At 62.5% G+C, this 12,543-nt stretch carries 10 protein-coding genes and 1 pseudogene; 6 read left to right on the forward strand and 5 right to left on the reverse strand.

Annotation, left to right across the window (positions count from 1 at the left end; genetic code table 11):
• Nucleotides 1–183 precede the first annotated feature (183 nt).
• The 4 genes from B3547_RS00100 to B3547_RS00115 all read right to left on the reverse strand — a co-directional run bounded on the left by B3547_RS00100 (nucleotide 184) and on the right by B3547_RS00115 (nucleotide 3,332).
• Entirely contained in the window at nucleotides 184–840 is a 657-nt protein-coding gene (locus B3547_RS00100; RefSeq protein ID WP_292959496.1) for a glutathione S-transferase family protein, read from the reverse strand.
• A gap of 27 nt (nucleotides 841–867) precedes the next feature.
• The gene (locus B3547_RS00105) at nucleotides 868–1,614 is read right to left on the reverse strand and encodes an SDR family NAD(P)-dependent oxidoreductase (RefSeq protein WP_292959497.1); all 747 of its coding nucleotides are present in this window, start codon (nucleotides 1,612–1,614) and stop codon (nucleotides 868–870) included.
• An 80-nt stretch (nucleotides 1,615–1,694) separates the two neighbouring features.
• The gene (locus B3547_RS00110) at nucleotides 1,695–2,528 is read right to left on the reverse strand and encodes an alpha/beta fold hydrolase (protein WP_292959499.1); all 834 of its coding nucleotides are present in this window, start codon (nucleotides 2,526–2,528) and stop codon (nucleotides 1,695–1,697) included.
• 57 nt (nucleotides 2,529–2,585) lie between these two features.
• Entirely contained in the window at nucleotides 2,586–3,332 is a 747-nt protein-coding gene (locus tag B3547_RS00115; protein WP_292959500.1) for an SDR family NAD(P)-dependent oxidoreductase, read from the reverse strand.
• Between the two features lie 179 nt (nucleotides 3,333–3,511).
• On the opposite strand from B3547_RS00115, the gene B3547_RS00120 reads away from it, so the two are divergent.
• Both B3547_RS00120 and B3547_RS00125 read left to right on the forward strand, forming a co-directional pair.
• Nucleotides 3,512–4,420, forward strand: coding sequence for a LysR family transcriptional regulator (locus tag B3547_RS00120; protein ID WP_292959502.1), 909 nt, complete (start codon nucleotides 3,512–3,514; stop codon nucleotides 4,418–4,420).
• A 332-nt stretch (nucleotides 4,421–4,752) separates the two neighbouring features.
• Nucleotides 4,753–5,046: a putative quinol monooxygenase gene (locus B3547_RS00125; protein ID WP_292959503.1), complete on the forward strand. Its 294-nt coding sequence runs from the start codon at nucleotides 4,753–4,755 to the stop codon at nucleotides 5,044–5,046.
• A gap of 507 nt (nucleotides 5,047–5,553) precedes the next feature.
• On the opposite strand, the gene B3547_RS00130 is transcribed toward B3547_RS00125, so the two are convergent.
• Entirely contained in the window at nucleotides 5,554–6,849 is a 1,296-nt protein-coding gene (locus tag B3547_RS00130; protein ID WP_292959504.1) for a DJ-1/PfpI family protein, read from the reverse strand.
• Between B3547_RS00130 and B3547_RS00135 the strand changes: the two genes are divergently transcribed.
• From B3547_RS00135 to B3547_RS00150, 4 genes and pseudogenes are all read left to right on the forward strand, one after another.
• On the forward strand, nucleotides 6,835–7,731 hold the full coding sequence (locus B3547_RS00135; RefSeq protein WP_292959507.1) for a GlxA family transcriptional regulator: 897 nt from the start codon (nucleotides 6,835–6,837) through the stop codon (nucleotides 7,729–7,731). The two genes, B3547_RS00130 and B3547_RS00135, sit on opposite strands and share 15 nt — an antisense overlap.
• Nucleotides 7,732–7,847: 116 nt before the next feature.
• Nucleotides 7,848–8,342 carry an Lrp/AsnC family transcriptional regulator gene (locus B3547_RS00140; RefSeq protein WP_292959505.1) on the forward strand — a complete coding sequence of 165 codons (495 nt, stop codon included), beginning with the start codon at nucleotides 7,848–7,850 and terminating at the stop codon, nucleotides 8,340–8,342.
• Nucleotides 8,343–8,657: 315 nt separating this feature from the next.
• Nucleotides 8,658–11,723: a TonB-dependent receptor plug domain-containing protein gene (locus B3547_RS00145; RefSeq protein ID WP_292959506.1), complete on the forward strand. Its 3,066-nt coding sequence runs from the start codon at nucleotides 8,658–8,660 to the stop codon at nucleotides 11,721–11,723.
• Nucleotides 11,724–11,741: 18 nt separating this feature from the next.
• A pseudogene (locus B3547_RS00150) lies at nucleotides 11,742–12,543 on the forward strand (amidohydrolase); the annotation flags it as partial.

The following is a 12,543-nucleotide window of genomic DNA, read 5'->3' on the forward strand; positions in this document are numbered from 1 at the left end:
ACGGCTTACGAGATCGCACCATTCGGCCGCGAATGACTGCAATTAGGCGCGTAGCAGAAGCGCGGGCGCCTGCTCGACTTGGCGTTCCGTGTTCTTTCGAGCGGTGAGCGCAGCCCTGCTGAGGTGGGCTTAAAAGCCAGATCCGGTGCGGCCCGATTGAAGAGCAATACCGGATCGAGGCAGTCACCAAACGAGATCAGGCCGAAAGGCCTGTCGAGCCGCTAAGACGTCGTACCAGCGCTGAGTCTCGCCGTTCGCCTCGTGAATGCCCAGTTGCAGCGCGTTGGTGGCGAAATCGATTGTCACGAACGCGGTGATGTCTGCAGCGGAAATGAGGGGGCCGGCCACGAAAGGCTGCTCGCAAAGCCGCGCCTCGAGATCCGCATAGAAGTCCCGGACCCGCGCCATCCCACGATCGACGAGGGCCGGAATCTGCCCATAATCGTGCGGCCCGGAAATGGCCCGGTCCTTCAGCCCCGCAGCGCGATTGCGCACCGTCTCCATCACCGCGGCGAAGCCTTCGAGTTCCATGCGGCGCTCCCACATCTGAACGACCGCTTTCTCGGTCGGCCCCGAGCCCAGCAGAGGCGTGTCTGGGAAAGCCTCGTCGAGGTAGCGCATAATCGCCGGCACTTCGCCAATTGCAGTGCCATCCTGCAGCACCAGCGTCGGAACCACGCGACGTGGGTTGATCACGGCATAGGTATCGGAGAACTGCTCCCTGGCGCCCAGATCAACCGGCACTTGCGTGACGGTTATGCCCTTTTCGGCCAGGAAGATGCGGACACGGCGCGAATTGGGCGAGCCGTTCGATTGGTAGAGTTTCAGGTTCGTGTTCATTTCGAATGTCCTTGAAATGAGCAATGATCAGAGCTTCGAGCCGCCATCGACGTAAAGTGTGTCGCCGGTGATCCAGCGGGCCTGATCAGAGGCGAGGAAAGCGATGGCGTCGGCGATGTCCTCGGGCTCGGCCATGCGCTTCAGGGCCTGCATGTCGAGCGTGAGGGCACGGCCCTGCTCGGTCCTCGCGAAGGTCGACATCTCGGTCGGGACAACCCCCGGCGCCACGGCGTTCACGCGGATACCCTTGCCGCCGAGAGCGGCAGCGAAGTGCGTGACCATCGTGTCGATCGCGCCTTTGGTTGCGGCATAGGCCGAAAGATTTCCAACGGCAGAATCGGCCGCGAGCGACGACAGGAGCACGATACTTGATCGTTCGCCCATGATCGGCAGGAGTTGTTGGACGAGGAAGAAAGGCGCCCGGACATTGACCGCGAACAGCCGGTCGAAATCCTCGACGGTCGTCTCCTCGATCGTCGCCGCCTGCGAAATTCCAGCATTGGCGACGAGGATGTCGAGGCGATCGCCGACGATGGTACGAACCTTTCGCGCCAGATCATGGGCTCCGTTCGGAACGGACAGGTCGGCGCCCACTGCTTCTGCCCGGCCACCCGCATCGCGGATCTCCTGAACGACCACCGTCGCCTTATCGGCGCCGCGGCCATAATGGACGAGAACCTGTGCGCCGGCTTTCGCGAGCGCCTTGGCGGTGGCGCGGCCGATGCCGCGCGACGCGCCGCTGACGAGTGCGGTCTTGCCGTTGCAATCCTTCATGACGTATCTCCTTGGGGTGCGAGGGATCGTCCGGCCCCGCGCTTCGGGCGGCGCCGTTCGATCAGCCCGCTTCGAAAAGGTCAGATGTCGAGGAACATCGTGGCGTGCGCCACGAACAGGTCCGGATATTGATAGATCGAGCCGTGCCCCGAGTCCGGGTAAACGACCAGTTGCGCGTTCGGCAGTTCGTGCTGCAGAGTGAGCGAGTGGATCGTCGGGATGATCGCGTCGTCGCTGCCTTGTGCGATCAACGTCGGCTGCTTGATCGACCTCAGATACTCGAGCGCGTCGGCCTCCGGCGTGATCCACTTGTCGATCGCTTCACCCTGGGCCGCAACGGTCTGCTCGCTCACCTCGGGATCACGATCCTTGCGGCGCCATTTGCGCTCGAGGAAGGCGAGGCCCGCCTTGCGGCTGGATTCGGTGTTCTTGAAGTGGACATGGAGCCAAACATATTCGGGCGGATCGTAGTTGCCGGCGAAAATCTCCTGCGAGCGGCTGAGCGTCATGTCCATACCGCGATGGCCGGTGCCGACGAGGATCACCTTGCGGACAAGGTCTCCGCCCTGAAGCGCTGTCTCCTGCGCGACGAAGCCGCCGATCGAGATGCCGAGCACATCGACCTGCGAGAGGCCGAGCGCGCGAATGAACGCGATCGCGTTGGCGCCCATGTCCTGGAAATTCGTCGGGGTCTCGCCCGATGAACTGGATACGCCGGCGTTGTTGAAGAGGATCACCTCGCGGCTCTGGGCCAGGCCGTCCGTGACCGCCGGGTCCCAATAGTCCATCGTGCCGGTGAAATGCTGGTTGAAGACGATCGGCACGCCGCCTGCCTTGCCGAAGCGGCGATAAGCGAAGCTGATGCCATTGGCTTCGACGAATTGCGTCCGGACAGTGTCGTGGGTGTAGGTCATGTTCCGATCCTTTCGGAAAACGCCCGGCGCGCGTTCACGAACGCGCGCCGGCACTGGTCACTGGGCGAGCTTGCCGCCATCGACGCCGAGCACCTGGCCGGTCATGTAGCCGGCCTGATCCGAAGCGAGGAAGACGATGGCCCCCGCCAGCTCGTCGACATGGCCGGCGCGCTTCATCGGGACGGTCGAGAGCAGGCCGGCCTTGTTATCCTCATTGCCGGTGAAGCGGTCGAGCATATCGGTCTGGGTCGCGCCGGGCGCCACCGCGTTGACGCGGATACCCGAGCCGGCCGTTTCGAGAGCCGCCGATTTGGTAAAACCTTCGACCGCATGCTTGCTCGCCGCATAGACCGAGGCATAGGCACCGCCACGCTGACCGAAGGTCGAGCTGACGTTGACGATATTGCCATGGCCTTGCGCCTGCATCGCCCGGATCTCGTGCTTCATGCTGAGCAGGGTTCCGAGCACGTTGGTGTCGAAGGTCGCGGCATAGCTTTCAGCGGTCTGGTCAACGATCAGGCCGGGGTGGCCTTCGGTTCCGGCGGCATTCACTGCTGCGTCGATCCGGCCGAAGCGGGCGACGGTCTGGTCGACCAGAGCGGCGACCTCCTCGTCCCGGCGCACGTCGGTCGGTACGAAGAGCGCGTCGCCGCCGAGCGCCTTGAGCTCGGCTTCCAGCGCCTTGCCTTCCGCTTCGCGGCGGCCGGCGACGACGACGGTGTCACCCTGGCGGGCGAAAGCGAGTGCGGCGGCGCGGCCGATGCCGGAGATGCCACCGGTGATGAGGATGATCTTCTTGTCCATGGTCTTGTCCTTTCGTGACTCGCCGAAGGCAAAGCCCGTCCGACCACGAAAGCGCACCCTTGCGCCTCCATGCTTTGCTCGACCGTCCTTGCTTCGATGGTGTCGATGTAGGCCAGCATTGCCGCCGGCAAAAAGACTTTGTATGTCCATGAGCGATACCTCGCAGGCATGGGTCGCCGATGGAACTACGCCACCTCCGCTATTTCGTCGCTGTCGCCGAGGAAGGCAGTGTTACCGTTGCAGCGGAAAAGCGGCTGCATACCGCTCAACCTTCGCTCAGTCGTCAGCTCCGCGATCTCGAACTGGAGGTCGGGACACAATTGTTCACCCGCGGTGCGCGTGGGATCGAGCTGACCCCGGCCGGACGCGCCTTTCTCGACCATGCCCGGCTGGCATTGAGCCAGGCCGCCGAAGCCGTTGCCGCCGCGCGCCGTGCAGCACGGCCTGCGAAGGCGACGTTCGCCGTGGGCTTCCTCACCGGTCAGGAAGTCGATTGGCTCCCTCACGTCACGCAGATCCTGCGGGCCGAACTACCCAATATCGACTTCAAGGTATCCAGCCTCTACTCTCCCGACGTCGCAGATGCGCTTCAGAGCGGCGAACTCGATCTTGGATTTCTGCGCGTCGAACCACGACCAGACGTCACCTATAAAGTCATCGCAAAGGAGCCGCTTGTCGCAATCCTGCCCAGTGACCACCACCTTGCGAAGGAAGCCGAAGTGGCGCCGGCCGACCTCGTGGGCGAGAGCCTGATCGGCTTTTCCGACGTGCCGCATGTGCTGCGAGACGTGGTCGATACCTATCTTCGACAGCAAGGCGTCGAGATCACACCCAGCCACCGCATCGACAATTTCGCGATGGGAATCTCGCTTGTCGCTTCGACGCGGGGAATCGCGCTTCTACCCACTTACGTCGAACCACTGTTGCCCTGGTCGGTCGTAAGCCGACCGCTCAAGGGCAAACCACCCACGATCGACCTCGCCGTCGGATATCGCCGCGACAACAAGTCGCCGGTGCTTGAGACATTCCTCGCCGGCATCGGGCAGTTGATCGCCGCAGGTCCAGCAGGCGTTCGAAATACTGGCTAGGTGCGCAGGCGTGGCGCGGTTAGCGCCGGACACTGACGATGTGGGTTCACAAGCCGTGTGGGCAGGGATGTCACTGAGCCCGGTCGTGCTCATCTTATGAACGGACGGCAGCTTACAGGTTGGACCGTCCCGACCGAGAATGACAGGATTTGGGGCGCGTTGCCGCCCAAACGCGCCGGGCACGATCGGCCGTATGAAGCAAGGGCGCCTTGCCGACACTGGCACCTCGATTTCATAAAAAACGCACGGCCTGACTGTGAGGGCCCCTTTCGACCTACTCGTTCGTTATAGCCTCGGCCGACGTACCCGGTCGCTCCACCCAGGAGGTGATCATGCCCAAACTAGCTCTTTACGTGCCATTGAAGGCCAAACCCGGCAAGGAGAGCGACATCGCTGCATTCCTCAAGTCGGCACTGCCGCTGGTGCAAGATGAGCCCGGTACGCTGACCTGGTATGCGATCGAAGAAGGCCCGGGCGCATACGCCATCTTTGACACCTTCGACACCGAAGAGGATCGACAGGCTCATCTCGACGGTAAAGTCGCCGCTGCGCTGATGGAAAAGGCGGGAGACCTGTTCGCCGAGCCGCCGCAGATTCATAAGCTCACGCTTCTAGCCGCGAAATAGGGCGCGCTCGCTGGCCTTATCATTCCGATTGGAGGCCGGCGGAACGGCAGCTTGTGGGCGTAGACGCTTCTGCCGGCGGTGACCGCTGTTAAGACGCGATCCGACTATTGCATCCGGTCGATCGACGGCCGTACTTTCGTTCCCTATTGCGGACGTTCAATTCTCGGCTGACAATGCCCCGATAATCGGAAAATGGTTCAGTCGAAAGGATCTCCAGTCGCCACGGCTGCCCGTCATATGGCCCAAGCTGCCGAAAGCTGGGTTTCTATCGGGTCGTCGCGTGAGTGTTGAGGGTGTCGATTGACGAAGATTATACCGCCGGGCTGTGCCACCCGCTGCGACCGATGCCCGACGGCCTTCGCCATCGCGCTCGCCGCCACCGTCATCTTCTGGCTCTGATCCACGACTCGTGACCCCGGCGCTGGACCGGACGACGCCCATTTCCATTCTCACCCCCGGCGCGGCGATAGCAGCAGCCGTGCGCTGAACAGAGCTGGCGGCGCCGCTTCATCGCCACGGAAATTCGAGTTGCAAGGCAACGAACGCGGCGGTTCCTTTGCCATAGCGCGCCGCAATCGCTTTGAGCGCACGATCGAGTTGCGACGCGGGGGGAATGGCAGGGTCCAGGGACTGGGTCAGGTCCGTTTCACGCGCGGAACGCCCGCCCGTTGCGAGCTTCAAACCGTCGGCGGTAAGTATTGTCGCTTGCGAGGTCAGCGCCACCGCCTTCGAGCGATAGGTGCGCGACCAGGCGTCCGCGGTGAGCGCGAGGGCGATACCATCCACGCCGTCGGCAACCGGGATACCGATGGTTTCATGGCCCCAGACCGCCGCGCTGTTCGAGGCCAGTTGCCACACCCAACCGGCATTGAGGTGAAAATCGCGGCTGTTATGCGCAGCGTCATAGCCCATCACCCCAAGTTGCGCGGCGAGCTTCTCGACGCGCTCCTTCCCGCCGATCGCCTCCACCATCGCCAAGGAAACCGGGATCGACGCTGTTACCCCGGTTGTCGTGACGACGCCGCGGTCCACGACGTAACGCCGATCGCGCGCATAACGCATCGCGGGATGCGCGCGCATCAGACCGTCGATCGCATACCAGTGCGTCGTCGCCATCCGTCCGTCGAGCAGACCGGCGCGCCCCAGCACCTTCGCGCCCTCGCAGATGCCGATGATCGTCGCCCGCGATGCCACCTGTTGCCTTATCCACGCAACGATCGGCCCCTCGCGTTCGTCGTGATGATAGGCCGGCACGATGACATAATCCGCACCGTCGGGGTGCGCCTTGTCGAAACCGGCAAGCGTATCCTGCGGCTCGATCGAGAGCGCCGGCATCATCGTGATCGTTGTGTCTGTCGGTGCGATCACCGTCACATCGACGAGCCCCGATCGCGTCAGGACAGCCTGCGGGATCATCAGGTCCGTCGTCTCCGCGCCGCGATTGTCGGCAACGATTGCGACCAAGGGCCGCGCCCGCTTCGGCGGTTTCATCCCGGCGATGAGGCGCCGCTGTTCGTCGGCAGCGAGCGGCAGCGCGACGCTTCCCGCTTTCCCGCTGCACCCCGCCGCCAACGCCGCAGCGCCAAACCCGGCCGCGCCTGCCAGAAAGCCCCGGCGCGCCAATCGATCATCAATCCGCTCATTCATGCAGACAAATCTATGCACAAAGCCTATCTGACTGAAATGCCACAGATATCGGAAAAACAGCCAAAATCGCACGCAGACCGACAGCGGTTGGTAATCCTCGTTGCCTTCGAGGGCGTGGAACCGCTGGACGTTACCGGACCGATGGCGGTTTTCCATCGCGCCGAGGAACAGGTCCCAGGTAGCTATGATCTCCGCGTGGCGAACCTCAGCGGCACCGAGGTAGTTACTGCGATCGGCTTGACGCTGGGCGGGACGGTCGCGCTCGAAGACATTGAGGCCGATCCCGACACGATCCTCGTCGCAGGCGGCGGCGAGAAAGCGGTTCGCGCCGCGGCAACCGACGCGCATCTTATCGGCTGGCTGACCGAACGCGCGCCGCGCACGCGCCGAATCGGCAGCATCTGCACCGGCGCGTTCGTGCTCGGCGCAGCAGGGCTGCTCGATGGGCGCTGCGCCGCGACGCACTGGGCGGCGGCGCGCGAGTTACAGGCCTATTTTCCCCTGGCGCGCGTTGATGCCGACGCAATCTACCGGATCGACGGCCCGATTTGCACATCCGCCGGGGTGACCGCCGGCATCGATCTCGCATTGGCGCTGGTCGCCGCCGATCTGGGGCAAGGCGTCGCCGCGAAAATCGCGCGCGATCTGGTGCTGTTTCTTCACCGCCCCGGCGGGCAGCGCCAGTTCAGCCAGACCCTCGCCGCGCAATCTCATGCAAGCAGCCGCTTCGCCGATATCCTGCCGTGGATCGCCGACAATCCGACGGCGGACTTGTCCGTATCGGCGCTTGCCGCTCGATGCGCGATGAGCGAGCGCAATTTTGCGCGACGTTTCGCGACGGAGATCGGCAAGACGCCAGCGCGCTACGTGCTGGAGGTACGACTCGATCATGCGCGGCGAGACCTAGAATTGACCGATTGGCCGCTCGACCGTGTGGCCGAGCGTAGCGGATTGGGCGGGGTCGATACGCTGCATCGCCTATTCCGGCGCGAGCTCGGCGTGCCCCCGGGGGCATATCGGGCGCGTTTTGCGAAATGAGCCACCGTTCATAGGGCCGGATGAGATCGGACGCGCGCTTGATCGTTGAAGACGACGCGATTTTCCTGCACATTTGTGACGATTTAAGCAGCTTTTCACCACGATAGGGGCAGGTTGTGCAGGTTTCTACCGACATCGATATCGATCAGATGGATTATCGACTCCTGCGGGAGCTGACGCGCGACGGCCGGGCATCCGATGTGGCGTTGAGCGAGCGGGTGCATCTTTCCAGCACCGCCGTCGGGCGTCGGCGGAAATTGCTCGAGGATCGCGGGATGGTCCAAGGCTATAGCGCAGACCTCAGCCTGTCGCGGCTCGGCTTTGGCACGACGGTGATCGTGGCGATAGAATTGAGCTCGCAAGCCGAGCATGTTCTGAACGAATTCGAGCAAGCCGTCTCGCAATGCCCCTCCATGTCTTTCTGCAGTTTCGTATCAGGGGACACGGATTTCATCATGATGGTCCATGTGAAATCGTTCGAACATTATGACAGCGTCTATCGAAAGGAGCTTTCCACCCTTCCTCATGTCGCAAAGATTAGAAGCAGCTTCGTGATGCGCAAGGTGCTCGATCGCAAGGTGCCGGCGGCGGTGCTGGCGGTGCAACCGTAGCGCAAACCGCCCGATGCGCGATCGCAAGGGCACGCACCCACGCTTGCGGGCGGAGGTATCACGCGCCCTTTCGCTATTTCACGCAGGAATCCTGCGCAGAAGCCGCAATACGGCTACGAATTTAGTGGGAACTTACCGCAAGCTTCTGTTAGCTTCCTATTCGAGTTCGAAGACGCCGCCGCCCTTCCGGTGTGCGGCGATCGGTTGGCTCGGACCGGGATCACCCGGCCAGAACAGATGACCCCGCGCAGGAACCAACGAGAGAGAAACCGACCGAGGTGAGGATTGCCCGAAGGAAAATAGAAAGGGGCAATCATGTCTGTTTTCCTGCTCTCGTCAGCGTTGCTGGCGCGCGGCCATCGTTTCCTGAAGCCTACCGCTCTTGCCACGACGGCGTTGGCAACGCTCTCCGCCGGCGGCGCATGGGCGCAAGAAGTTGCCCCGGTGCCGGGCGCGCCGCAGATCGGACCGATCCGCCAAGCACCTGCTCAATCGGGCGGCCCAGTCAATACCTCCGGCGCAAAGCCTGCACCCGCTGCCTCCGGCATTCCCGGCGACGACCTCGGGGATGAAGGCGCGACGCCGAAGGACGATGTCGTCGTCACCGGTTCGCGCATCGTCCGTGATGGCTATTCCGCGCCGACCCCGGTTTCGGTGCTGGGGGCGGCGGAGATCGCCGCGCAAGCGCCCGCGAACATTGCCGATTTCGTCAATACGCTCCCCTCGATCGCAGGCAGCGGCACCTCGGCGACCAGTTCGGGCAGCCTCTCGAACGGGATCGCCGGCATCAACTCGATCAGTCTGCGCGGTCTCGGCGTGGGCCGAACGCTGGTGCTGGTCGATGGGCAAAGATCGGTGGCCTCGTCGATCGGCGGCGTGGTCGATATCAACACCATCCCGCAGGATCTGGTCGAGCGGGTCGAGGTGGTGACGGGCGGCGCGTCCGCGCAATATGGATCGGACGCGGTAGGGGGCGTCGTCAATTTCATTCTGAACAAGAATTTCAAGGGCGTCGAGCTCAAGGTCGACAATGGCGTCAGCACCTATGGCGACGGGATGAATTACCGGTTCAGCGGCAGCGCCGGTTTCTCCGCATTGGACGATCGGCTGCATGTCCTGTTCAATGCGGAATATTTCCATCAGGACGGCGTCGACACGATCAACCGCGGCTGGAACAACGCCGACTATTTCCAGATCAACAATCCGGCCTATACGCCGACCAACGGCCAACCCCAGCGGCTCGTCGGATCAGGCTTCGGCGTCAGCACCTATACGACCGGCGGGCTGATCACCTCGGGGCCACTCGCCGGCACCTATTTTCTCGGCAACAATCAGACAGCGGCGCTGAATTTCGGCACGCGCAGTGCCGCTTCCTCGCCGTGGATGATCGGGGGCGATTATAAGGTCACGATGGCGGGGCACAGGGGCACCAACTCACTCTTGCCGACCGAGGAGCGGATCGGCGTGTTCAACCGCATCGCTTACGATCTCACCAACGATATCCAGATCTACGGTCAATTTTCGTGGAATCGATACGAGGGGCAAAGCTTCTATCAGCAGACCCCCAGCACCGGCGTGACGATCCAGCCGGACAATGCTTATCTGCGCACTTATTACCCCACACTGGCGGCTCAGGTGACCGCGCCTTTTACGATCGGCACCAGCAACAATGGCTTCCCCGCCCCGGGAAGCGACAACCGGCGCGAGGTCTATCGCTATGTCGCCGGGGTAAACGGCAAATTCGGGCTCTTCGGGCGGACCTGGAAATGGAATGCCTATTATCAGCACGGCATGACCAAGGCGCATGAGGAGCTGACCAATACCTGGAACGTCGCGCGAATGGCGCTGGCGCAGGATGCAGTGATCGTGACCTCCGCCAATGTCGGGTCATCCGGGCTGGCGCTCGGCAGCATCGCGTGCCGTTCGACGCTCACCGCGCCGACCAACGGCTGCGTACCGATCAACCGGCTCGGGATTCACGGCGGCCCCGACCCGAAGGCCCTGGTCTATATCTACGGGGCGGGGCAACCCTATCGCGACGAGACGATCAAGGAAGATGTCGCGGCGGCGAGCGCCAGCGGGGAATTGTTCAATCTCCCCGGCGGCCCCGCGGCGGTGGCGCTCGGCGCCGAATGGCGCAAGGAGCAGATCAGCGGCTATGTTCCGACCGAATATCAGCCCGTCCGAAATGCCAATGGAACCACCACGAACAACTGGCTCTACGGCAATTACCTGCCCAATTTCGGCGAATATAATGTGAAGGAGGGCTTCATCGAAGTCGATCTGCCGATCGTGAAAGGCGTCAACCTCAATGCCGCCGGCCGCTATACGGATTATTCGACCTCCGGCGCGGTGCAGACCTGGAAGGTCGGCGGAACCTACACGCCGCTGCCCGATATCAAGTTCCGCGCCACCTACAGCCACGATATCCGCGCGCCGAACCTGCAAGAGTTGTTCGCTTCGGGGACTGCGCGCACCAACTCGGTGATCATGCCGGCCAACTCACCGCTCGGCGCGGGGCCCTTCCAGTTCGTCGAGAGTACGATCGGCAACCCGAACCTGAAACCGGAGAAAGCGAATACATGGACGGCGGGCGCGGTCGCGACGCCGCGCTGGTTGCCCGGCTTCACCATGTCGTTCGATTATTACGATATCAGGATCACCGATGCGATCGGATCGATCACCTCGCAGAATACGGTGGATTTTTGCTATTCTGGATCGACGGCCTATTGCAACAACATCGTCTACAACGGCGGCGCGTTGAGCCAGATCGTCATCCAGCCGTTCAACTTCGCCAGCCAGCATGAGACGGGATTCGATATCGACGCGACCTACCGCACGGACCTTTCGGCGATATCGGCCGATCTGCCCGGCAGTTTCAGCATCAGCACCGCGATCACCCATTACATAAAGAACGTGATCAACAACGGGATCTTCCCGATCGACTATGCCGGCGTGAACGGCGGCAGCCTGGCGGGCACCTACAACGCACCCCATTGGGTCTATCGCGTCAGCGCCTTTTACAAGGTCGATCCGGTGACGATAAATCTGGTCGCACGCGGTTTCGGGTCGGGAGTCTACGGCAACGATTATATCCAGTGTACTTCGGGATGCCCCGCGTCGACCAATCAATATCGCACGATCAACAACAACCACATTCCCGGCGCGACCTATTTCGACGCATCGATCAGCTTCAAATTCTCCGCCGGCAGCCATGACGGCAGCTTGACCTTCGTGGTCAACAATATGTTCAACAAGGATCCCGTGCTGGTGGGCAATGGGCCCGACGGCAACAATGTGCCGGCTTACGCCCAGACCAACCGCCAGCTTTATGACGCGGTCGGTCGAGTATTCCGCGTATCGGCGGGCGTAAAATTCTAAGGGGAAAAGGAGGGTCGAATGAAGAATCGATTTGAACGCACAATTGCCGCCGCGTTGATGGCGAGCGTCTTGTGGTCGCCGCTCGCTTATGCGGCAACCGACGAGCAGAAGCAAGCCGCCGAAGCCGGCGTCGAGGCGCAGACCAAGCAGATCCAGGTGATGGTCGATCAGGTCTTCTCTTATGCCGAGCCCGGCTTTCAGGAAGTGCGCACCTCGGCCTATCTCACCGATATTCTGGAGAAGAACGGCTTCAAGGTGACGCGCGGCGTCGCCGGCATCCCGACCGCCTTCACCGCGACCTGGGGCTCGGGCGGGCCGCTGATCGCGCTCGGGTCCGACATCGACAATCTGCTCGGCGTCTCGCAATATCCCGGCATTCCCAACGTCAAGCCGATGGTCGCGGGCGCGCCGGGGCATGGCGAGGGGCATAATTCGGGGATGCCATTGGTCATCGCCGCGGCGATCGCGACCAAGGCGGTGATGGAGAAGAACCATATCCCCGGCCGGCTGATGATCTGGCCCGGCGTTGCGGAGGAATTGCTCGGCTCCAAGGCCTATTATGTGAAGGCCGGGCTGTTCAAGGATGTCGATGCCTGCATCTTCGTCCATGTCGCCAGCGAATTCGGCACCGGTTACGGCGATCTCGGGCATAATGGCATGGTCTCGGTGGAATATACCTTCCACGGCAAGACCGCGCATGCCGCGGGCGATCCGTGGGACGGGCGCAGCGCGCTCGACGCGGTCGAGCTGATGGATACCGCGTGGAACTATCGCCGCGAACATCTGCCGCTCACTCAGCGCTCGCATTATGTGATCACCA

Origin of the sequence: Novosphingobium sp. UBA1939, from assembly GCF_002336885.1 — a bacterium.
GTDB lineage: Bacteria > Pseudomonadota > Alphaproteobacteria > Sphingomonadales > Sphingomonadaceae > Novosphingobium.